Genomic DNA, 20,982 nt, shown 5'->3' with positions numbered 1-20,982 from the left:
CGCGGCAAGCGCGGAAACCCCACGCCTCACCGTCCCCAACCATCACCGTCCTTCGACCACCGGGGACGGTGGACTGCGGGGGAGTTTAGGGAGTGGGCGGGGGGCTGGAGTCAGGTCGGCGTGCGGGTGGCCTTGCGGCGCAGGCAGTCCAGGTAGGCGTGGCCGTCCGGGGGCAGGCCGCTGCGCTGTGAACTCCAGATCATCTCGCCCAGGCATTCCATCGCTTCGTGATGGGCCTCGTGCAGGGACTGGCGGCGCGCCGCCAGCAGGTCCAGCGCCTGGCGCACCCCCGTCGGCTGGTCGATCTGGTGCTGCTCGATCAGGCTCAGGTGCATGGACAGGTGCAGGAAGGGATTCGTGCGGCCGTCCTCGACCGTGTAGACCGCCGCCAGCGCGGCATCCTCGTCCGCCAGTTCGTCGTGGTACTCGGGATGCTGGGCGATCCAGTCGGAAGCGATGGCCTCCATCGGCGTGAGCGGCAGGCCGTCGCGCTGCTTGCGGTAGGCCTGGCAGAAGAAGCGCCGGACCTCGAGTTGGGAAGGAGCAAACATAAGAGCGCGATTCTCGCCGCAGGCCTCAGGCCTTGCCCGGCTGGGGCTGATCGGGAGCGCCGGCCGGCACCGGCGCCGTGCCCGGCGCCAGGTGCGGCTCCTGCCACGGGTTGCGCCCCTTGCCCTCGGCCAGCGCCTTGCGCTCGGCCGCCAGGCGTTCCTCCAGCTGCTCGCGGCCGCGCTTGGACATCGCGATCAGCGTGTCCAGGTCGCCGCGGTGCGGGCGCATCGCCTCGGTCTGCTCGACGGAGTGGCGCCGGAAGCGCCAGGCCATCTGCCGCGCCGCGTGCGGTTCCCAACCGAGCTGCTGCAGCACGCTGCGCCCGCTCATGAGCGCGGAGTCCAGCGTCTCGCGCTCGATGAGCTCGACGCCCAGTTCGCGCAGCGCGTAGTAGTGCTGGACGTTGCGCGCCCGCGCCACGATGGTCAGGTGCGGGAAGTGCTGCCGCGCGATCTCGGCGATCTTGACGCTGTGGTTGAAGTCGTCGACCGCCAGCACCAGCACGTGCGCGCGCTCGGCGCCGGCGATGCGCAGCAGCTCCAGCCGCGTGGCGTCGCCCCAGAAGACGCGCCAGCCGAAGCGCCGCAGCGATTCGACGGTGTCGGCATCATGGTCGAGCACGGTCGCCGAGATGCCGTTGGCGAAGAGCATCCGGCCCACGATCTGCCCGTAGCGGCCGAAGCCCGCGATGATGACCTGCGAGTCCTGCGGCTCGGTGAGCTCGTGCGGCGACTTGCGCTCGACTGCCCGGCACGCCGCTGCGCCCAGGCCAGCAGCGCCGGGGTGAGCGCCAGCGAGAGCGCCACCGCCGCCACCAGCACCGAGCGCTGCGCCGCGTCCAGCAGCGTGGCCTGCTCGGCGAGCTGGAAGACGACGAAGCCGAATTCGCCGCCCTGCGCCAGCAGGATGACGAAGACCGCGCGCTCCGGCTTGGGCAGGCCCATCGCCCGGCCCAGCACCGCCAGCACCAGGCCCTTGCACAGCCACAGCGCGGCCAGCAGGCCCAGCACCGCCAGCGGCTTGTGCCACAGCACCGTCAGGTCCAGGCCCATGCCGACCGCGATGAAGAACATGCCCAGCAGCAGGCCCTTGAAGGGCTCCAGGTCGGCCTCGAGCGCGCGGCGGTACTCGCTTTCGGCCAGCAGCACGCCGGCGGCGAAGGCGCCCAGCGCCATCGACAGCCCGGCCTTCTGCATCAGCATCGCCGCCGCCAGCACCAGCAGCAGCGAGGCGGCGGTGAAGATCTCCGGCGTGCCGCTGCGCGCGATCCAGCGCAGCAGCGGCCGCAGCAGCAGCCGGCCGCCGAGCACGATCAGCACCAGCGCGCCCAGCGCCAGCCAGATCCTGCCGCCCGAGTGGCCGCCGGCGGGCCGGCCCTGGCTGGCCAGGATGGGCACCAGCGCCAGCACCGGGATCGCGGCGATGTCCTGCAGCAGCGCCACGCTGATGACGCTCTGCCCGGCGCGGGTGTTGCCCAGGTTCTTCTCGCTGAGCGTGGCCAGCGCCACCGCCGTCGACGACATCGCCAGGCCCAGCGCCGCGATCACGGCGGCATGCCAGTCGGCATCGAGGAAGAACGAGGGGATCAGCAGCAGCGCCGCGCAGCCCAGCATCTGCGCCGAGCCCCAGCCGAAGATCGGCCGGCGCATCGCCCACAGCCGCTTGGGCTCCAGCTCCAGGCCGACCAGGAACATCATCAGCACGACGCCGAACTCGCCGATCTCCAGGACCGTGGCGGGCTGGCTGATCAGCCCGAGCACCTGCGGCCCGAGCAGCACGCCGGCGACGAGGTAACCCAGGATCGAGCCCAGTTTCAGGCCGCGCGCCAGCGGCACCGCGAGCACCGCGGCGGTCAGCAGCACCAGCGGCGTGAGCAGCCAGTTGCCGTGCGCGCCATGGGCCGCCGCATCGGTGGCGCTCACGGCGGAGGTCACGGCAGCAGAAGCGGCGGCGGAAGCGGCGCCCATCGCGGCGGAGGCCGCGGCCATCGGGGAAGCGATGTCCATCAGACCGGCGCTCCTTCCTCGCGCACCGGGCGCTCGTCGTCGGGCACCGCCTCCTGGGCGGGCTCGGGCTGGCGCTCGCACCACTCGGGCAGCGCGCGCAGGCCGTCGACGAAGGCCTGGACATGGGCCTGGACCTGCTCCGCGCTGGCCTTCTGCGCGCCGTGCAGCACCAGCGGCGGCAGGAAGCGCATGCCGCACAGCGCGGCCGTCTGGGCGTAGGGCAGCAGGAAGTCGCCGACCGGATGGCGGTTGTAGCCGTCGGCGCTGTAGGAATGGGCGCTGCCGCCGGCCGAGGTCACCAGCCACAGGTCCTTGCCGTGCAGCGCGTGGCCGGTCTGGCCGTAGGCGAAACCGACGCTCAGCACCTCGTCCACCCACAGCTTCATCAGCGCCGGCATGCCGTACCAGTGCAGCGGATGCAGCCAGACCAGCAGCTCGGCGTCGCGCAGCGCCTCCTGCTCGGCGGGGGTGTCGATCGCGTAATCGGGATAGAGCGCGTAGAGATCGCGCACGCGGACGTTGGACAGGCCCTGGGCCGCGGACAGCATCGCCCGCGTGACGCGGGAATGGGCGAGGTCCGGGTGCGCGGCCAGGAGGAGGATGGACGGAGGGGCGCTCATGGCGGCGGATTTTGCGGTATCGCATAACATCCCGCGCACCTCATCGAGGAGAGGAGAGGCCATGCCGGTGATCCTGGTCGCCAACCCCAAGGGCGGCGTTGGCAAGAGCACGCTCGCGAGCAACCTCGCGGGCTTCCTGGCCCATCGCGGCCATGCGGTCATGCTGGGCGACATTGACCGGCAGCAATCCTCGGCCCGCTGGCTGGCGCAGCGACCCGCCGCGCTGCCGGCGATCCGCGGCTGGGAACTGGCGTCCGCCGAACAGCTGCGCACCCCCAAGGGGGTGTCGCACGCGGTGCTCGACACCCCCGCCGGACTCCACGGGAAGAAGCTGGCGCAGGCGCTGAAGGTGGCCGACCGGGTGCTCGTGCCGTTGCAACCCAGCCTGTTTGACATCCAGGCGACATACGACTTCGTCCGCGAACTGCAAGATGCGGCCCGGGATCGCGACGGGCCGGCCGGCAGGCCGACATCGCCCTGGTGGCGATGCGGGTGCGCGAGGGGACGCTGTCGCAGCAGCAACTGCATCAGTTCATCGAGCAGCTCCGGCTGCCGCTGCTGGCCGAGCTGCGCGACACCCAGAACTACGTGCAGCTGGCCGCCCGCGGCTTGACGCTCTGGGACATCGCCCCCGGCCGCGTCGCCCGCGATCTGGCGCAGTGGGAAGGCCTGTGCGCCTGGCTGGAGCGGCCGGTCAGGAACGGGAAGGACGGCAAGGACTGACGCCGGCGTCCATCCCGCTCCCGCCGGCGCCGACCCCATCGGAATCACGTCGGAACGAGAGGAGACCGGGATGCGGATGTTCGAGAAGCTGGAAGACCTGGCGCCCCTGGTGGGGCAGGAGATCGGCGTGTCCGATTGGATCGCGGTGGATCAGCCCCGCATCCAGGCCTTCGCCGATGCGACCGAGGACCAGCAGTGGATCCACACCGACCCGGCCCGCGCGGCCGCCGGCCCCTTCGGCACCACCATCGCGCATGGTTTCCTGACGCTCAGCCTGCTGCCGCGCTTCTATGAGACCGCCTTTCGGGTGAGGGAGGTCCGGATGGGCATCAACTACGGCCTGGACCGGGTGCGCTTCCCGGCGCCGGTGCCGGTGGACAGCCGGCTGCGCGGGCGTTTCGTGCTCAAGCGGCTGGAGCTCATCGAGGGCGGGGTGCAGATGATGGTCGAGGTCACCGTCGAGCGCGAGGCCGGCGGCAAGCCGGTCTGCATCGCCGAATCGCTGACCCGGCAGCACCGCTGACGCGCACGGCCTGCGCCCGCGGACCACGGGCGCCAATCGCCCCGGCGTGACATTTCGATCATTTCCGAAGCGCGTTTTTTCGGCTGTCACACTCGATGCGGTGCAGTCACGGCCGGGCACCCAGCCGGGCGAATACAGATTCTTTGGTTTGCCTATAGAACTTTCTATTGGTGGCGATGCCACCGTAAGGGGGAGTGCCGGTGGCTGAGGGCACGCCTATGATCGCGCCCTAGTTCAAAAGTCATTCGGGACGGCGGGCCAGGAAGCCTGTCGCCGCAGTCCGACCATCCAAGGAGACACGCCCGTGAGGGTTCTGCTGATCGACGATCACCCGCTGATCCTGGCCGCGCTCCAGACTGTGATTCAAGGTCTGGGCGAAGACGTTCAGGTGCTGGGCGCCGACAGCGCGGCTCAAGCCCGCGACACGCTCAAGGCGCGCCAGGACTTCGACCTGGTGCTGCTGGACCTGAACCTGGGCGATGCCAGCGGCTTCGACGTGCTGGAGGAGTTCCGCTCCCAGTACCCGGCGCTGCCCGTGGTGGTGATTTCCGCCTCCGACCGCGCCAGCGACGTGATCCGCGCGATCGACCAGGGCGCGATGGGCTTCATCCCCAAACGCACCGGCAACGACGTGCTGGCCCAGGCGCTGAAGCTGGTGATGTCGGGCGGTATCTACGTGCCGCCGATGTCGCTGGGCTCGGACAGCGCGCCGGAGCCGGAACCGGTGGCCGTCGCCGAGAGCGCGGCGCACGGCAACTCGAGGCTGCACCAGGTCCAGGCGCTGGCCAGCCAGGCGGGCTACCAGACCACCGCGGGCCTCGAAAGCCTGCAGCTGACGCCGCGCCAGACCGACGTGCTGGCGCTGCTGCTCCAGGGCAAGCCGAACAAGATCATCGCGCGCGAACTGGGCGTGTCGGTGGAGACGATCAAGGACCACGTCGCCGCGGTGCTGAAGGCGCTGGGGGTCAGCTCTCGCACGCAGGCCGTGCTGGCGGTGGGCCAGATGGTGCAGCGCCAGCCCAACGCGGCGTTCACCACCTTCCGCTGAACGCGGCACGACCGCCTCCTCCGCAACGCCGGGCTTGTCCCGGCGTTCTGCATTCTGGAAGCTGGCACCCGGCGCCAGCGGTGACGGCGATCCTCCGGCGGCCCTCAGCTCGGCGAGTAGGCCAGCCGCACGTAGATCGGCGCGAAGGCCTCGGCCTGCGTGATCTCGACCAGGCGCTCCCGCGCCAGCTCGAGCATCGCGATGAAGGACACCACCAGCACCTGCGAGCCCTTGTCCAGCTCGAACAGGTCCTCGAATTCGACGAAGCGCTGCCCCTGCAGCTTGCGCAGCAGGTGCGACATGTACTCGCGCACCGACAGCTGCTCGCGGGAGATCTTGTGGTGCTGGCTCAGCTTGGCGCGGCGCATCAGCTCGGCCCAGGCCGCGCGCAGGTCGTCGACGTTGACGTCCGGCAGTCGCGGCGCCAGCGACTGCTCGATGTGGATCTGCGCCCGCAGGAAGTCCCGGCCCAGCACCGGCATCTGGTCCAGGCGCAGCGCGGCCTGCTTCATCTGCTCGTACTCGAGCAGCGCCGCACCAGCTCGGCCCGCGGGTCCTCGGGCTCGGCGCCGTCATCGGTCTTCTTGGGCGGCAGCAGCATCCGCGACTTGATCTCGATCAGCATCGCGGCCATCAGCAGGTATTCGCTGGCCAGCTCGAGGTTGTGCTTGCGCAGCTGCTCGACGTAGCTCAGATACTGCTTCGTGACCTCGGCCAGCGGGATGTCGAGGATGTTGAAGTTCTGCTTGCGGATCAGGTACAGCAGCAGGTCCAGCGGCCCTTGGAAGGCCTCGAGGAACACCTCCAGCGCGTCCGGCGGGATGTAGAGGTCCTGCGGCAAGGCGAACAGCGGCTCGCCATACAGCCGCGCGACGGCGACGTGATCGACCGTCTCGGGCGTGGAAGCGTCACCGCCCTGATCCACCGGGGTGTCCGGCAGCGTCAGGGCGGTGTCCGAGGAATCGTCGGCGTGGCTCACGCGGGGAACGCGGCTCGGCGTGGCGACGGACGGGGCCGGCGGCTTACTCGGACTTGGTCTGGTAGACGTAAGGCTGCTGGGACACGCGGGCCTGGTTGTAGCCGGCCTGGGCCTGGCGGTCCTGCTCCCGGTCCCACAGCAGCGCGCGGCCGGCGCGCTGTTCGGCTTCCAGCGTGGGCTTCTTGGCCTTCAGCTCATTGATGAACTGCGTGGCTTCGGATTCGTATTTCTTCCAGAACAGCGGCATGGTCGTCTCTTGATCGGGGATTCGAAAACTGGGGCGGATTCTAGGCGGTCGGTCGCGGCGCAGGCCGTGCTCAACGCACGCGCATGCCGGGCTGGGCGCCCGGGAAGGGCTCCAGCACGAAGATGCCGGGGTGGGCCTTTTCGTCGGCGTGGCTGGCGGCCAGCACCATGCCCTCGGAGACGCCGAACTTCATCTTGCGCGGCGCCAGGTTCGCGACCATGACGGTGAGCTTGCCTTCGAGCTGCTCCGGCTGGTAGGCGCTGCGGATGCCGCTGAAGACGTTGCGCAGCCGGCCCTCTCCGGCGTCCAGCGTCAGGCGCAGCAGCTTGTCCGACCCCTCGACCAGCTCGGCCTTGACGATCTTCGCGATGCGCAAGTCGACCTTCGCGAAGTCGTCGATCTTGATCTCGGGCGCGAGCGCCTCGCCACCGGGCACGACCTGGGGCGGCGCGGGCGGCTCGAACAGCGCCTCCAGCAGCTTCGGGTCGACGCGCTGCATCAGGTGCTCGTAGCCGCCGATGCGGTGGCCGCCCAGCGTGCGGTCGGCGTCGGCGAAGCTCATCGGCGCGACCTGCAGGAAGGTCTCCACCTTGGCCACCAGCGCCGGCAGCACCGGCTTCAGGTAGATGGACAGCAGGCGGAAGGCCTCGATGCAGACGGTGCAGACGTCCTGCAGCACCTGGTCCTTGCCCTCGAGCTTGGCCAGCTCCCAGGGCTTGTTCTGGTCCACGTACTCGTTGACGCGGTCGGCCAGCAGCATGATCTCGCGCAGCGCCTTGCCGAACTCGCGGGTCTCGTAGAGTTCGACGATCGTGCCCTTGTGCGCGCGCAGGGCGTCCAGCAGCGTCAGGCCCTCGACGCCGACATCGGCCGACAGCTGGCCGCCGAAGCGCTTGGACAGGAACCCCGCCGCGCGGCTGGCGATGTTGATGTACTTGCCGACCAGGTCCGAGTTGACGCGGGCGACGAAGTCGTCGGGATTGAAGTCGACGTCCTCGACCTTGCTGTTGAGCTTGGCGGCCAGGTAGTAGCGCAGCCACTCGGGGTTCATGCCCAGCGACAGGTACTTCAGCGGATCCAGGCCGGTGCCGCGGCTCTTGGACATCTTCTCGCCGCCGTTGACGGTCAGGAAGCCATGCACGTACACATGGTTGGGCGTCTTGCGGCCGCTGAAATGCAGCATCGCCGGCCAGAACAGCGTGTGGAAATAGGTGATGTCCTTGCCGATGAAGTGGATCTGCTCGGTCGACTCGTCCTTCACGAACGCGTCGAAGTCGCGGCCGGTTTTGGCGAAGTAGTTCTTCAGCGAGGCCAGGTAGCCGATCGGCGCATCCAGCCAGACGTAGAAGTATTTGCCCGGCGCGTCGGGGATCTCGATGCCGAAGTAGGGCGCGTCGCGGCTGATGTCCCAGTCGCCCAGGCCGCCGTTGCCGTCCTCGTCCTTGGCGAACCATTCCTTGATCTTGTTGAGCACTTCCGGCTGCAGCCGGCCCGGCGCCTGCGTCCACTGCTCGAGGAACTCGACGCAGCGCGGGTCGGACAGCTTGAAGAAGTAGTGCTCCGAGCTCTTCATCACCGGCGTCGCGCCGGTCAGCACCGAGAACGGGTTCTTCAGCTCGGTCGGCGTGTAGACCGCGCCGCAGACCTCGCAGGAGTCGCCGTACTGGTCCTTGGCGCCGCACTTCGGGCACTCGCCCTTGATGAAGCGGTCGGGCAGGAACATCGACTTCTGCGGATCGAAGAACTGCTCGATGGTCTTCACCGAGATCAGCTCGTTGGCGCGCAGCGCCTTGTAGATCTCCTTGGACAGCTCGTGGTTCTCGGCGCCGTCGGTGGAGTGCCAGTTGTCGAAGCTGATGTGGAAGCCGTCCAGGTACTTCTGGCGGCCCGAGGCGATGTCGGCCACGAACTGCTGCGGGCTCTTGCCCGCCTTTTCCGCGGCGATCATGATCGGCGCGCCGTGCGCGTCGTCGGCGCAGACGAAGTGCACCTCGCTGCCCTGCATCCGCTGGAAGCGCACCCAGATGTCGGCCTGGGTGTATTCCATGATGTGGCCAATGTGGAAGTTCGCATTGGCGTAGGGAAGGGCGGTGGTGACGAAGAGCTTGCGTGTCATGGCGCGATGGGGGCGGTGGTCCCGCCGGGCGCAGTCGGGCGAAATGCCCAATCGGCGGCGTCCGGGGGAACCGGCGATTTTAGGCGTCGGAAGCGCGGGCCGCGTAACGCTGGGCGAGCCATGAGCACAAGATCAGCTGCAGCTGGTGATAGAACATGATCGGCAGGACGATCACGCCCACCGCCGGATGCGCGCCGAACAGCAGCTTGGCCATCGGCACGCCCGAGGCCAGCGTCTTCTTGGAACCGCAGAAGACCGCGGCGATCTCGTCCTCCACCGGCAGCCCCATCGCGCGCGCCGCCAGGCGGCTCAGCACGATCACCGCGCCGAGGAACAGCGCGGCGCCGAGCGCCGCCTTGACCAGCAGCTCCGCGCCGTGGTCGCGCCACAGGCCCGACGCGACCGAGTCGCTGAAGGCCGACAGCACCAGCAGGATGATCACCCAGCGGTCGACCAGCGAGATGCGGGACTTGTGGCGCGTGTGGAAGCCCAGCAGCAGCGGCCGCAGCAACTGGCCGGCCACCAGCGGGAGCAGCAGCAGCTGGGTGAGCTTCCAGACCGCCTCGCCGAAGGGCAGCGTCGCGCCGCTGGTGCCCGCCATCACCGCCACCAGCAGCGGCGTGAGCACGATGCCCAGCAGGCTGGAGACGCTGGCGTTGAAGATCGCGGCCGGCACGTTGCCCTTGGCCAGCACCGTCATCGCGACCGAGGACGAGATCGTCGACGGCAGCGCGCACAGGTAGGCGAAGCCCAGCGCCAGGTCGGGCGGCAGCCAGCGGCCGAACAGGGCGGTGAAGCCCCACCACAGCAGCGGGAAGAGCGCGTAGGTGCTCAGTTGCACCAGCACATGGACGCGCCACTTGAGCGCGCCGTCGCGCAGCGCGGCGGTGGACAGTCCGAGGCCGGTCAGGAAGAACACCAGCGCCACGCCCCAGTTGCTGACGACCTCCAGCCGCAACCAGCCGCCGCTGCGGCCCAGTTCCGGCCAGGCGCTGGCGAGCGCCACCGCGCCGACCAGCGCCAGCAGGAACCATTCCTTTCGGACCCAGGACCGGATGCCCATTCCCAACCTTTCACCGGCGCGGCCGGCCTGTCGTCCCCAATGGGGAAAACAGGGACTCTAGCGGGACCGCAGCTTGCCCACCTGTCTTCAGGCTGGCTCGGCGGCCGATTTCTCTGCCCGCCCGAACGCTGGGCGCCCCGGATGTCGGATTCGTGACGCAAGCCGGTGCGTTCATGACGGCAATCGCACGACACGATCGGGCGCGGCGCGAACTGGACCGATGGACTTGTAACGGCGCCACGCCCATTTGCGGTCCGGTCCGCCCCGCGGATCCCTCGCCGGTGGGGTGTCGGACCTCGTCCGCCGGTTCAAGGACTCCCGCTAAGGCGTTGATTTGAAAGACCCCTGGAAACTATCCACCGGCGCTGTGGATAACTTTGTGGGAAACCCCTCCGCGAGCGCTCTAAACCCTTGATCGACGGTCGCCTGAGGTTCCGTGCCTCTTTTCTGGGCAGGCGAAAACGCGTCATATGAATCAATGGCTTAGCCGCGGCTGGCCGGTCGTGTCTGCTGCGCCGCAGCAGGACGGTTCGACGAATCGCGAGAGCGCCTCAATGGGGATAAGTCAAGCCCCGCATCCACGATTTTTGGGTTGACAACACGTCGGTGACGCTGGAAGAAGCGACCCGCCAGTCGCCATCGGCCTCCGCCGGAGGAGGGATCTATCCCCGCCTCCTGTGGACAAGCATGTGTGTCTCCTGGCGACGGCGCTTGCAAGTGCTTGTCACACGTGGTGTTTCAGTGGTCTGCTCGAAATCGAGGCAGCGTCGACCCGATGTGACAGCGCGCGCGGCGCCGGATGACAGCGGCTGAAGCCCGCATGACGGCTCGCGGGCCGATGCAGCCTGGGCAGGCCCCTAAAAGGAGGGCCTCGGCGCACCGCTAAAATCCGCGACTTTGCAAACGCATCCCCCAAATTTTTCATGACGCAGGCAGTGGCGGGCAATCTGTCGGGGCGGTCGGCCGCCGGCAAGACTCCGGAACTTTTTGAACTGAAGAGCGCCTCGCTGAGCCTGCTCGCCCTCGTCCTGAAGACGGCCGACCCGGCCGCGCTCGACCAGGAGCTGACCGCGAAGCTGGGCGAAACGCCCGACGCCTTCCATCACGACCCCTTGCTGCTGGACCTGAGCCAGCTGCCGGCGATCGACGCGGCCGAGACCCGATCGGCGCCCGTGGCTGACAGCGTGGCCGAAGCCGTGGTCGGCGCCGAGGAGGCCAGCACCGCCGCGAGCGAGGCCCAAGGCCAGTTGAGCCTGGACGACGCCGCGACCGAGTCGCCCGCCGACGCCCCGTCGACCACCCCGTCGACCACCCCGGTTGCGCGCGTGGACCTCGCCGCGCTGCTGCCGCTGCTGCGCCGCCACCGGCTGCAGCCGGTCGGCGTGGTCGGCGCCAACGCGGCGGAACTGGCGCAGGCGGCTGGGCTGGGCCTGGCCGAGGCGCCCGACGAGCCGGTGCGCGCCGAACGCGAGCCGCGGGTGCAGAAGGTCGTGCAGCAGGTCGTCAAGGAAGTGGTGGTCGAGCGCCAGGTCGAGGTGGCGGTGCCCGCGCAGGCCGCGCCGACCGTCTACGTCGACAAACCGCTGCGCTCGGGCCAGCAGGTCTACGCCAAGGGCGCCGACCTGGTCGTGCTGGCGGCGGTGAACCACGGCGCCGAGGTCATCGCCGACGGCAGCATCCACGTCTACGCGCCGCTGCGCGGCAAGGCGATCGCGGGCGCGCGCGGCAACGCGCAGGCTCGGATCTTCGCGCAGCAGCTCGAGGCCGAGCTGATCGCCATCGCCGGCATCTACCGCACCAGCGAGAACCCGCTGCCCGACAACGTGCGCGGCAAGGCGGCGCAGGTCCGGCTCGACGGCGAGAAGCTCCTGATGGAGCCGCTGGGCGCATGAACCATCCCGGGCGCCAGCCGCTTGCGGCCCCCTTGATTTCCCCCGACATGGGCGGCGGTCCCCGCGACCGCCGCACCGATGACGCTTGAGCTGCGACGACAGCGACCGACACATTGAAAGGACCTCGACCCATGACCAAGATCGTTGTGGTGACCTCCGGCAAGGGCGGCGTGGGCAAGACCACGACCAGCGCCAGCTTCGCCACCGGCCTCGCGATGCGCGGCTACAAGACCGCGGTGATCGACTTCGACGTCGGCCTGCGCAACCTCGACCTGATCATGGGTTGCGAGCGCCGCGTGGTCTACGACCTGATCAACGTGATCAACGAGGAGGTCAAGCTCGGCCAGGCGCTGATCAAGGACAAGCAGCTGGACAAGCTGTTCATCCTCGCGGCCTCGCAGACGCGCGACAAGGACGCGCTCAAGCAGGAGGGTGTCGAGCGCGTGCTGGAGGAGCTCAAGGCGATGGAGTTCGACTACATCGTCTGCGACTCGCCGGCCGGCATCGAGACCGGCGCGCTGATGGCCATGCACTACGCCGACGAGGCGCTGGTGGTGACCAACCCCGAGGTCTCCTCGGTGCGCGACAGCGATCGCATCCTGGGCATGCTCAACAGCAAGACCAAGCGCGCGATCGAGGGCAAGGAGCCCGTCAAGGAACACCTGTTGATCACCCGCTACAACCCCAACCGGGTCGAGGGCGGGCAGATGCTGTCGCTGGAGGACATCCACGAGATCCTGCGCACGCCGCTGATCGGCGTGATCCCGGAGAGCGAGGTCGTGCTGCAGGCGTCCAACCAGGGCCTGCCGGCGATCCACATGAAGGGCACCGATGTGGCCGAGGCCTACTCGGACGTCATCGCGCGCTTCCTCGGCGAGGACAAGCCGATGCGCTTCGTCGAGGCCGTCAAGCCGGGCTTCTTCAAGCGCCTGTTCAGCCGCTGACATCCACCGGGAGAAACCATGGGATTCATGTCCTTCTTCCTGGGCGAGAAGAAAAGCACCGCCAGCGTCGCCAAGGAGCGCCTGCAGCTGATCCTCGCCCATGAACGCAATGGTCGCGGCGCGAGCCCCGACTACCTGCCGCAGCTGCAGCGCGAGCTGCTGGCGGTGATCTCGAAGTACGTCTCCATCAATCCGGACGACATCAAGGTCCACATGGAGCGGCAGGACGACCTCGAGGTGCTCGAGGTCAAGATCGAGCTGCCGGAGATCCGCAAGGCCTGATCGGGGGACCCGCGGCAGCGCCCGTGTAATCCCCTATGCCGGAATCCGCCTCGCGTCACTAGGGTGACGCGAGGCGCCCGGAGCCGTCGATAGACTGACCTGGACAGCCGACAACAATATCCAGGAGACGACATGGCACTGATGGGCCAGATGATGTCGATGCCGCTGCTGATCTCGTCGGTGATCCAGCACGCGGCGCGGCATTCCGGGGATACCGAGATCGTCAGCAAGCGGGTCGAGGGCGACCTGCACCGCACCACCTGGGCGGCGGTCGAGTTCCGGGCCCGCCAGCTCGCGCAGGCCTTCGCGCGGCTGGGGCTGGCGCCCGGCGACCGCGTCGGCACGCTGGCCTGGAACGGCCACCGCCACCTCGAGCTCTACTACGGCACCTCCGGCTCGGGCCTGGTCTGCCACACCATCAATCCGCGCCTGTTCCCCGAGCAGATCGCCTGGATCGCCAACGACGCCGCCGACCGCGCCCTGTGCTTCGACCTGAGCTTCCTGCCGCTGGTCGAGAAGCTCGCGCCGCAGCTCGGCCAGGTCCGCCACTTCATCCTGATGACGGACCGCGCCCACATGCCGGTGGAGTCGTCCATCCCCGACCTGCGCTGCTACGAGGACCTGGTCGAGGCCGAGGACGGCCGCTACGTCTGGCCCGAGTTCGACGAGAACACCGCGTCCAGCATCTGCTACACGAGCGGCACGACCGGCCATCCCAAGGGCGCCGTCTACAGCCACCGCAGTTCGGTCCTGCATGCCTATGGCGCGGCGCTGCCCGACGCGATGGCCTGCTCGCGCCGCGACGTGATCCTGCCGGTGGTGCCCATGTTCCATGTGAACGCCTGGGGCCTGCCCTACAGCACCGCGCTGGTGGGCTGCAAGCTGGTGCTGCCCGGGCCGCACCTGGACGGCAAGTCGCTCTACGAGCTCTTCGAGTCCGAGCAGGTGAGCTTCAGCGCCGGCGTGCCGACGGTGTGGCTGGGGCTGCTCAACTACGTCGGCGCCAACGGGCTGAAGTTCTCGAGCTTCAAGCGCACCGTGATCGGCGGCTCGGCCTGCCCGCCGGCGATGCTGCGCACGCTGATGGACGACTACGGCGTGGAGGTGATCCACGCCTGGGGCATGACCGAGATGTCGCCGCTGGGCACGCTGTCGCGGCTCGGCAGCCAGCAATTGAAGCTGCCCCAGGAGCAGCAGCGCCACCTGCTGGAGAAGCAGGGCAAGGCGATCTACGGCGTGGACATGGCGGTCGTCGACGACGCCGGCAAGGCCTTGCCCTGGGACGGCAAGACCTCGGGCAACCTGGTCGTGCGCGGGCCCTGGGTCATCGACAGCTACTTCGGCCACGCGGACTCGCCGCTGCTCCGCGTCACCGGCGAGGACGGCCGCGACGCCGGCCTGTGGTTCCCGACCGGCGACGTCGCCGCCATCGATGCCGACGGCTTCATGCAGATCACCGACCGCAGCAAGGACGTGATCAAGTCCGGCGGCGAATGGATCAGCTCGATCGACGTCGAGAACATCGCGATGGCGCATCCGGCGATCCACGAGGCCGCCGTCATCGCCGTGCCGCATCCCAAGTGGGACGAGCGACCGCTGCTGGTGGTGGTGCGCAAACCCGGCGACGCCGGCGCGGCGCTGACGCGTGAGTCGGTGCTGGGCTTCTACGAGGGCCGGATCGCCAAGTGGCAGGTGCCTGACGACGTCGTCTTCGTCGACGAGATCCCGCACACGGCCACCGGCAAGATGCTCAAGCTCAAGTTGCGCGAGCAGTTCAAGGGCCACAAGTTGCCGGGCGGCTGAGGCCGCCGCGACGGTCCGCCGCCTGGCGATCCCATCCCGAGGGCCCGCGCTTCCCAGGCCCCACCGCGCATCGATCCGCTGACGCAGGAGTTCCGCCGCCCCGGTTTCCCTTCACCGCAGTTCCCAGCAGTCCGCCGCTTCCCGCTGTACCAGGCCGTACCACGCCGTACCCCGTTGCTTCCGATCGCCTTGCATCACAACCACATCAGGAGACAAGCATGAGCAAGCACAGCACGCGTCCGATCCCCTCGCTGGCACGGCCCCTGGCCCTCGCCGCATTCGCCCTGACGGCCGCCGCCGGCGCCTACGCGCAGAAGGGCGAGACGGTGAAGATCGCCTGGATCGACCCGCTGTCCGGCCTGATGGCGCCGGTGGGCCAGAACCAGGTGAAGTCCTTCCAGTTCTTCGCCGAGAAGTTCAACGCCAACAACCCCGCCGGCGTGAAGTTCGAGATCATCCCGATCGACAACAAGCTCAGCCCCGCCGAGTCGCTCAACGCGCTGAAGTCCGCGATCGACCAGGGCGTGCGCTACGTGACGCAGGGCAACGGCTCGGGCGCGGCGCTGGCGATCATCGACGCGGTCAACAAACACAACGAGCGCAATCCCGGCAAGGAGGTCGTCTACCTCAACCACTCGGCGGTGGATCCGGACCTCACCAACAGCAAGTGCAGCTACTGGCACTTCCGCTTCGACGCCGACACGTCGATGAAGATGGAGGCGCTGACCACCTTCATGAAGGACCAGCCCGACATCAAGAAGGTCTACCTGCTCAACCAGAACTACGCGCACGGCCATCAGGTTGCCAAGTACGCGAAGGAAGGGCTGGCCAAGAAGCGCCCGGACGTGCAGATCGTCGGCGAGGACCTGCACCCGCTGGCCCAGGTGCGCGACTTCGCGCCCTATGTCGCCAAGATCAAGGCCAGCGGCGCGGATTCGGTGATCACCGGCAACTGGGGCTCGGACCTGGCGCTGCTGGTCAAGGCCGCCAACGAGGCCGGCTACACCGGCAAGTTCTACACCTACTACGCCGGCGTGACCGGCACGCCCACGGCGATGGGCGCGGCGGGCGCGGGGCGCGTGTTCCAGATCTCGTACAACCACAACAGCCTGGGCGGCGAGCCCGAGAAGTGGGCCAACGAGTACAAGGCCAAGTTCAACGACGACTTCTACACCGGCAGCGTCATCCACATCTATACCGCGTTGAGCACGGCGATGGCCAAGGCCAAGAGCACCGATCCGGTGAAGGTCGCGGCGGCGCTGGAAGGGCTGAAGTTCAAGTCCTTCAACGGCGACGTGGAGATGCGCAAGACCGACCACCAACTGCAGCAGACCCTGTTCCTGACCGTCTGGCAGAAGGCCGACGCCAAGCGCCCCTACAGCGTCGAGAACACCGGCTACAACTTCGCCCCGGTCAAGACCTTCGATCCCTTCGTCAGCAGCACGCCCACCAGCTGCCAGATGAAGCGACCGTCGTAAGGCGCTCCGCCTCCCGTCGCGAGCGGGCCGGGACCGGGTTGAAGCGCGCAGCCGTACGTGAACGTACGGCGAGCACTGCCGGCCCGGGACCGGTCCGCGCAGCTACCGCGCCCTCCGTCATCAGCGCGGCCAACGCATCGAAGTCCTGAGCACAACGACGTGGAACAGATCCTGATCAACCTCCTCAACGGCCTGTCCTCCGGACTGCTGCTGTTCATGCTGAGCTCCGGCCTGACGCTGATCTTCAGCATGATGGGCGTGCTCAACTTCGCCCACGCCAGCTTCTACATGCTGGGCGCCTACTTCGCGTACTCGATCGCCGGGTGGATCGGCTTCTGGCCCGCGCTGCTGATCGCGCCGCTGCTGGTCGGCGGCTGCGGCGCCCTGTTCGAACGCGGCGCGCTGCGGCGCGTCCACAAATTCGGCCACGTCCCCGAACTGCTGATCACCTTCGGCCTGTCCTACGTCGTGCTCGAGGTGGTGCAGCTGATCTGGGGCCGCACCGCCGTGCCGTTCTCGCCGCCGCCCTCGCTGCAGGGCGCCGCCTTCACCCTGATCCATGCCCCGGGCCAGGCCCTGGAACTCGCCTGGGGCGACGCGCCGGCCGCGCTGTGCGCCGCCGCCAGCTGTTCCAAGTTCCCGCTCACCCGCGCCTTCATGATGGTGGTGGCGCTGTTCATGCTGCTGTCGCTGTGGCTGCTGCTGACCCGCACCCGCATCGGGCTGGTCATCCAGGCGGCGCTCACCCATCCGGAGATGGTCGAGGCCCTGGGCCACAACGTGCCGCGCGTGTTCATGCTGGTGTTCGGCAGCGGCTGCGCGCTGGCCGCGCTGGCCGGCGTCATCGGCGGCATCACCTTCGTCACCGAGCCCGCGATGGCGGTGATCGTCGGCTCCATCATCTTCGTGGTGGTCGTGGTCGGCGGCATCGGCTCGCTGGCCGGCGCCTTCGTCGCCTCCCTCGTCATCGGGCTGCTGCAGACGCTGCCGCTGACCGTCGACGTGTCGCTCGCCCAGGCCTTCCAGCTCGGCCCCGACACCTTCGGCTACCCGCTGCTCAAGCTCACGCTGGCCCAGGTCGCGCCCATCCTGCCCTACCTGCTGATGGTCCTGATCCTCATCTTCCGGCCCAAGGGCCTGCTCGGCACCCGGGAGGGCTGATCGATGTCCGCCGTCATGCCTTCCTCCTCCGCCTCGCCCGCCGTGCCGTCCGGCGCCGCCCCGGGCGAGGCCCGCGCCCAGGGCCGCCCGCCGCGTGCCCGGCGCGGCGAGACCTACCACTTCAAGCCCCACAACGTCGGCCGCTGGCTGATCTGGGGCGCCTACGCGCTGGCGCTGCTGGTGGCGCCGCTGCTGTGGACCAGCAGCCTGGCGCAGACCATGCTGTCGCAGATGGGCATCGCGATCATCGCGTGCCTGTCCTACAACCTGCTGCTGGGGCAGGGCGGCATGCTCAGCTTCGGCCACGCGGTCTACAGCGGGCTGGGCGCCTACCTGGCGATCCACACGCTCAACGTCGTCGGCGCGGGCCAGCTCGCGCTGCCGGTCAGCCTGGTGCCGCTGGTCGGCGGCCTGGCGGGGCTCTTCTTCGCGGCGCTGTTCGGCTACGTGTCGACGAAGAAGTCGGGCACGCCCTTCGCGATGATCACGCTGGGCCTGGGCGAGCTGATCTGGTCGATGTCGCTGATGCTGCCGGAGTTCTTCGGCGGCGAGGGCGGCGTCTCCTCCAACCGCGTCGTGGGCAAGGCGGTCTGGGGCATCAGCTTCGGGCCGCAGATCCAGGTGTACTACCTGATCGCGGTCTACGCCTTCGTCTGCACCGCGCTGCTGTACGCGCTCACCCGCACGCCGCTGGGCCGCATGCTCAACGCGGTGCGCGACAACCCCGAGCGCGTCGAGTTCATCGGCTACGACACGCAGTGGGTGCGCTTCCTGGCCTTCCTGATCGCGGGTTTCTTCGCCGGCGTGTCGGGCGGGCTGTCGGCGCTGAACTTCGAGATCGTCACCGCCGAGGTCGTCGGCGCCGCGCGCTCGGGTGCCTACCTGCTGTTCACCTTCCTGGGCGGGGCGACCTTCTTCTTCGGGCCCATCATCGGCGCGGTACTGATGGTGGTGGCGCTGGTGCTGCTGTCGGAGCTGACCAAGGCCTGGCTGCTGTACCTCGGCCTGGTTTTCCTGTTCATGGTGATGTACGCGCCGGGCGGCATCGCCTCGCTGATCATGATGAACCTGCGCCTGGCCGCCTTCGGCAAGCTGCGCGCGCTGTGGCCGTCCTACCTGGGCCTGGCCGGCGCCGCGGCGACGATGCTGCTGGGCGGCTCGGCGATGGTGGAGATGCTCTACCACCTGCAGCTCAACGAGGCGCTCGGCCCGCAGATGAAGTACCTGGGCCTGGCGCTCGATGCCAAGAGCGTCGAGTCGTGGTTCGGTGCCGGCTTCGTGCTGCTGACCGGGCTGGGGCTCTTCGAGCTGCTGCGCCGCCAGTTCCGCGCCGAGTGGGACCGGGCGCAGGAGGAGATCGAGAAAGAAATCAAGCGGAGGGAAAGCCTGTGAGCACCGCCAACATCCCCTACGCGCTGGAGCTGCAGGCCGTGCGCAAGAGCTTCGGCAAGAGCGAGATCATCCGCGGTGCCGACCTCGCGGTGAAACCCGGCGAGCGGGTCGCGATCATCGGCCCCAACGGCGCGGGCAAGTCCACGCTGTTCAACCTCATCAGCGGCCGCTTCGCGCCCACCAGCGGCGAGATCCGGCTCTTCGGCGAGCGCATCGACCAGCTGCCGCCCTACAAGATCAACCGCCGCGGCCTGTCGCGCAGCTTCCAGGTGTCCAACCTGTTCACGCGGCTGTCGGTGTTCGAGAACATCCGCTGCGCGCTGCTCTGGTCGATGGGCCACAAGTACGCGTTCTGGAAGTTCCTGGCCGGCATGGACGACGTCAACGACCGCGTCGAGGAACTGCTGGAGATGCTGCACCTGGACAAGAAGCGCGACGTGCCCGCGATCAACCTGACCTATGCCGAGGCGCGCGCGCTGGAGATCGGCATCACCATCGCCGGCGGCGCGCAGGTGATCCTGCTGGACGAGCCCACCGCCGGCATGAGCAAGAGCGAGACCAAACGCTTCATCCAGCTGATCCGCCAGGTCACCGAGGGCCGCACGCTGCTGACGGTGGAGCACGACATGGGCGTGGTCTTCGGCCTGGCCGACAAGATCGCGGTGCTGGTCTACGGCGAGGTGATCGCCTTCGACACGCCCGACGCGGTGCGCGCCAACACGCGTGTCCAGGAGGCCTACCTGGGATCGGTGCTGGCCGAATCGCAGGCCGCGGGAGCCCATGCATGAGCGCCGCCCTCCATGACACCAACGTCGGCGCGATGCGCGCCGCGGGCGCCACGCCGGCCGCCGGCACGCGCGCGCTGCGGCTGGACAACGTCCATGCCTTCTACGGCAAGAGCCATGTGCTGCACGGCGTGACGATGGAGGTGCGTCCCGGCGAGATCGTCAGCCTGCTGGGACGCAACGGCTCGGGGCGCTCGACGACGGTCAAGACCATCATGGGCCAGGTCGACGGCACCGGCGCGATCGCCTGGGGCGGCCAGGAGCTGCTGGGCCGCAAGGCCTACGAGATCGCGCATCGCGGCATCGGCTACGTGCCGGAGAACCGCGACATCTTCCCCAAGCTCACCGTGCACCAGAACCTGATGCTCGGCGAGAAGGGCCGGCGCAAGGGGGCCGCGCCGCGCTGGAGCTTCGACGACATGTACGCGATGTTCCCGCGCCTGAAGGAGCGCCAGCACACCGAGGCCGGTGTGCTGTCCGGCGGCGAGCAGCAGATGCTGACGCTGTGCCGCACGCTGATGGGCGACCCCGACCTGATCATGATCGACGAGCCGACCGAGGGCCTGGCGCCCAAGATCGTCGAGCTGGTGGCCGAGTACCTGAAGGAGCTCAAGCGGCGCGGCGTCTCGGTGCTGCTGGTCGAGCAGAAGCTGGCCATCGCGCTGGAGATCTCCGAGCGCTGCTACGTGATGGGCCACGGCCGCATCGTCTTCGAGGGCACGCCCGCCGACCTGCGCGCCAACGCCTACGTCCGCAAGGAGTGGCTGGAGGTCTGAGGCCGGCCGCCGGTTACATCCGTCACGACACCATGTCGACGGCGTGACGGACCAGTCACCGGCGGGCGACGCGGCCCGCGATCCGGTGAAAAATGCCCGCTCCTGGTGAAGGCTTCGCGCGCCTGCCGCCCTACAGTGACGGCGCGAATCACACGAGCGGGATCCCTCCATGAACTTGTTGCAGCCTTGGATGCTGGCGGCCGGCGCGCTGGCCGGCGCGGGAGTGGGGGCGGCGATCGCGAGCGCATGGTGGGGACGCAAGCTGCGGACGGCCCGGGCGCTGATCGATCAGCTGCAGGCTTCGCGCCGGCAGATCGAGGAGCAGGTCGGCCAGGCGCGCCGGCAGATCGAGAAGCTGCAGATGGAGATGCTGGAGCTTCGCCTCACGATGGAGCACATGCGGCGCAAGACGCAGTTCGCGGCGAGCCGTCCGTTGCCCATCGACAGCGGCGACTCGATGTTGGCGCCGATCAGCGCGCATGCGCCGCTGTCCGTGGGCGCCGTGGCGCGCCCAAACGTGGTGGCGGACGTGGCGTCGGATGCGGCGGCGACTGCCTCGGCCACCCCGCTCACGCATGCCGAGCGCTTCGAG

At 68.7% G+C, this 20,982-nt stretch carries 17 protein-coding genes and 3 pseudogenes; 13 read left to right on the top strand and 7 right to left on the bottom strand.

What is annotated here, in order from left to right:
- Nucleotides 1–110: 110 nt before the first annotated feature.
- The 3 genes and pseudogenes from FUT87_RS00350 to FUT87_RS00340 form a co-directional block, all read right to left on the bottom strand.
- Nucleotides 111–551, bottom strand: coding sequence for a DUF1841 family protein (locus tag FUT87_RS00350; RefSeq protein WP_091722534.1), 441 nt, complete (start codon nucleotides 549–551; stop codon nucleotides 111–113).
- A 25-nt stretch (nucleotides 552–576) separates the two neighbouring features.
- A pseudogene (gene kefC, locus FUT87_RS31505) lies at nucleotides 577–2,540 on the bottom strand (glutathione-regulated potassium-efflux system protein KefC).
- Nucleotides 2,541–2,557: 17 nt separating this feature from the next.
- Nucleotides 2,558–3,178 (bottom strand): NAD(P)H-dependent oxidoreductase, encoded by a 621-nt coding sequence (locus FUT87_RS00340; protein WP_255488599.1) that lies wholly within the window; start codon nucleotides 3,176–3,178, stop codon nucleotides 2,558–2,560.
- Nucleotides 3,179–3,239: 61 nt separating this feature from the next.
- On the opposite strand from FUT87_RS00340, the pseudogene FUT87_RS00335 reads away from it, so the two are divergent.
- The 3 genes and pseudogenes from FUT87_RS00335 to FUT87_RS00325 all read left to right on the top strand — a co-directional run bounded on the left by FUT87_RS00335 (nucleotide 3,240) and on the right by FUT87_RS00325 (nucleotide 5,472).
- Nucleotides 3,240–3,901 (top strand): annotated as a pseudogene (locus FUT87_RS00335) (ParA family protein).
- A gap of 70 nt (nucleotides 3,902–3,971) precedes the next feature.
- On the top strand, nucleotides 3,972–4,424 hold the full coding sequence (locus FUT87_RS00330; protein ID WP_147239712.1) for a MaoC family dehydratase: 453 nt from the start codon (nucleotides 3,972–3,974) through the stop codon (nucleotides 4,422–4,424).
- Between the two features lie 304 nt (nucleotides 4,425–4,728).
- Nucleotides 4,729–5,472 carry a response regulator transcription factor gene (locus FUT87_RS00325; protein ID WP_091722549.1) on the top strand — a complete coding sequence of 248 codons (744 nt, stop codon included), beginning with the start codon at nucleotides 4,729–4,731 and terminating at the stop codon, nucleotides 5,470–5,472.
- Between the two features lie 104 nt (nucleotides 5,473–5,576).
- Here FUT87_RS00325 and FUT87_RS00320 read toward each other — a convergent pair.
- The 4 genes and pseudogenes from FUT87_RS00320 to FUT87_RS00305 all read right to left on the bottom strand — a co-directional run bounded on the left by FUT87_RS00320 (nucleotide 5,577) and on the right by FUT87_RS00305 (nucleotide 9,877).
- Nucleotides 5,577–6,451 (bottom strand): annotated as a pseudogene (locus FUT87_RS00320) (segregation and condensation protein A).
- A 43-nt stretch (nucleotides 6,452–6,494) separates the two neighbouring features.
- Complete coding sequence (locus FUT87_RS00315; RefSeq protein ID WP_091722552.1) at nucleotides 6,495–6,698, bottom strand: DUF3460 family protein; 204 nt, start codon at nucleotides 6,696–6,698, stop codon at nucleotides 6,495–6,497.
- A 70-nt stretch (nucleotides 6,699–6,768) separates the two neighbouring features.
- The gene (gene metG / locus FUT87_RS00310) at nucleotides 6,769–8,814 is read right to left on the bottom strand and encodes a methionine--tRNA ligase (protein WP_147239711.1); all 2,046 of its coding nucleotides are present in this window, start codon (nucleotides 8,812–8,814) and stop codon (nucleotides 6,769–6,771) included.
- A gap of 79 nt (nucleotides 8,815–8,893) precedes the next feature.
- A complete protein-coding gene (locus tag FUT87_RS00305) occupies nucleotides 8,894–9,877 on the bottom strand; it encodes a bile acid:sodium symporter family protein (RefSeq protein ID WP_147239710.1) in 984 nt (327 codons plus the stop codon).
- A gap of 923 nt (nucleotides 9,878–10,800) precedes the next feature.
- Between FUT87_RS00305 and minC the strand changes: the two genes are divergently transcribed.
- From minC to FUT87_RS00255, 10 genes are all read left to right on the top strand, one after another.
- A complete protein-coding gene (gene minC / locus FUT87_RS00300; protein WP_147239709.1) occupies nucleotides 10,801–11,769 on the top strand; it encodes a septum site-determining protein MinC in 969 nt (322 codons plus the stop codon).
- Nucleotides 11,770–11,900: 131 nt separating this feature from the next.
- Complete coding sequence (gene minD, locus FUT87_RS00295; RefSeq protein ID WP_091722564.1) at nucleotides 11,901–12,713, top strand: septum site-determining protein MinD; 813 nt, start codon at nucleotides 11,901–11,903, stop codon at nucleotides 12,711–12,713.
- Nucleotides 12,714–12,731: 18 nt separating this feature from the next.
- Entirely contained in the window at nucleotides 12,732–12,995 is a 264-nt protein-coding gene (gene minE, locus FUT87_RS00290; RefSeq protein ID WP_091722568.1) for a cell division topological specificity factor MinE, read from the top strand.
- Nucleotides 12,996–13,127: 132 nt separating this feature from the next.
- Nucleotides 13,128–14,798 carry a 3-(methylthio)propionyl-CoA ligase gene (locus FUT87_RS00285; protein ID WP_147239708.1) on the top strand — a complete coding sequence of 557 codons (1,671 nt, stop codon included), beginning with the start codon at nucleotides 13,128–13,130 and terminating at the stop codon, nucleotides 14,796–14,798.
- A gap of 218 nt (nucleotides 14,799–15,016) precedes the next feature.
- On the top strand, nucleotides 15,017–16,276 hold the full coding sequence (locus FUT87_RS00280; RefSeq protein ID WP_147239707.1) for a branched-chain amino acid ABC transporter substrate-binding protein: 1,260 nt from the start codon (nucleotides 15,017–15,019) through the stop codon (nucleotides 16,274–16,276).
- 216 nt (nucleotides 16,277–16,492) lie between these two features.
- Nucleotides 16,493–17,437 (top strand): branched-chain amino acid ABC transporter permease, encoded by a 945-nt coding sequence (locus tag FUT87_RS00275; protein ID WP_221211005.1) that lies wholly within the window; start codon nucleotides 16,493–16,495, stop codon nucleotides 17,435–17,437.
- Between the two features lie 15 nt (nucleotides 17,438–17,452).
- The gene (locus FUT87_RS00270) at nucleotides 17,453–18,829 is read left to right on the top strand and encodes a branched-chain amino acid ABC transporter permease (RefSeq protein ID WP_147239706.1); all 1,377 of its coding nucleotides are present in this window, start codon (nucleotides 17,453–17,455) and stop codon (nucleotides 18,827–18,829) included.
- The gene (locus tag FUT87_RS00265) at nucleotides 18,826–19,617 is read left to right on the top strand and encodes an ABC transporter ATP-binding protein (protein ID WP_255511594.1); all 792 of its coding nucleotides are present in this window, start codon (nucleotides 18,826–18,828) and stop codon (nucleotides 19,615–19,617) included. The genes FUT87_RS00270 and FUT87_RS00265 overlap by 4 nt, the downstream gene beginning before the upstream one ends.
- A 32-nt stretch (nucleotides 19,618–19,649) precedes the next feature.
- Nucleotides 19,650–20,390, top strand: coding sequence for an ABC transporter ATP-binding protein (locus tag FUT87_RS00260; RefSeq protein ID WP_091725019.1), 741 nt, complete (start codon nucleotides 19,650–19,652; stop codon nucleotides 20,388–20,390).
- Nucleotides 20,391–20,580: 190 nt separating this feature from the next.
- A partial coding sequence (locus FUT87_RS00255) for a hypothetical protein (RefSeq protein WP_147239705.1) occupies nucleotides 20,581–20,982 on the top strand: 402 nt, incomplete at its 3' end.

This window comes from Mitsuaria sp. TWR114, assembly GCF_007997345.1.
Note: the sequence above shows the minus strand (reverse complement) of the source record. Positions and strands in the feature narration are given on the sequence as shown.

Excerpts from the sequence above, each read along its gene's own strand:
- minD (WP_091722564.1), top strand. The coding sequence starts at position 11,901 with ATGACCAAGATCGTTGTGGTGACCTCCGGCAAGGGCGGCGTGGGCAAG.
- FUT87_RS00285 (WP_147239708.1), top strand. The coding sequence starts at position 13,128 with ATGGCACTGATGGGCCAGATGATGTCGATGCCGCTGCTGATCTCGTCG.
- FUT87_RS00315 (WP_091722552.1), bottom strand. The coding sequence starts at position 6,698 with ATGCCGCTGTTCTGGAAGAAATACGAATCCGAAGCCACGCAGTTCATC.
- FUT87_RS00260 (WP_091725019.1), top strand. The coding sequence starts at position 19,650 with ATGCGCGCCGCGGGCGCCACGCCGGCCGCCGGCACGCGCGCGCTGCGG.
- FUT87_RS00305 (WP_147239710.1), bottom strand. The coding sequence starts at position 9,877 with ATGGGCATCCGGTCCTGGGTCCGAAAGGAATGGTTCCTGCTGGCGCTG.
- FUT87_RS00350 (WP_091722534.1), bottom strand. The coding sequence starts at position 551 with ATGTTTGCTCCTTCCCAACTCGAGGTCCGGCGCTTCTTCTGCCAGGCC.
- FUT87_RS00275 (WP_221211005.1), top strand. The coding sequence starts at position 16,493 with ATGCTGAGCTCCGGCCTGACGCTGATCTTCAGCATGATGGGCGTGCTC.
- FUT87_RS00340 (WP_255488599.1), bottom strand. The coding sequence starts at position 3,178 with ATGAGCGCCCCTCCGTCCATCCTCCTCCTGGCCGCGCACCCGGACCTC.
- FUT87_RS00330 (WP_147239712.1), top strand. The coding sequence starts at position 3,972 with ATGCGGATGTTCGAGAAGCTGGAAGACCTGGCGCCCCTGGTGGGGCAG.
- metG (WP_147239711.1), bottom strand. The coding sequence starts at position 8,814 with ATGACACGCAAGCTCTTCGTCACCACCGCCCTTCCCTACGCCAATGCG.
- FUT87_RS00280 (WP_147239707.1), top strand. The coding sequence starts at position 15,017 with ATGAGCAAGCACAGCACGCGTCCGATCCCCTCGCTGGCACGGCCCCTG.
- FUT87_RS00270 (WP_147239706.1), top strand. The coding sequence starts at position 17,453 with ATGCCTTCCTCCTCCGCCTCGCCCGCCGTGCCGTCCGGCGCCGCCCCG.
- minE (WP_091722568.1), top strand. The coding sequence starts at position 12,732 with ATGGGATTCATGTCCTTCTTCCTGGGCGAGAAGAAAAGCACCGCCAGC.
- minC (WP_147239709.1), top strand. The coding sequence starts at position 10,801 with ATGACGCAGGCAGTGGCGGGCAATCTGTCGGGGCGGTCGGCCGCCGGC.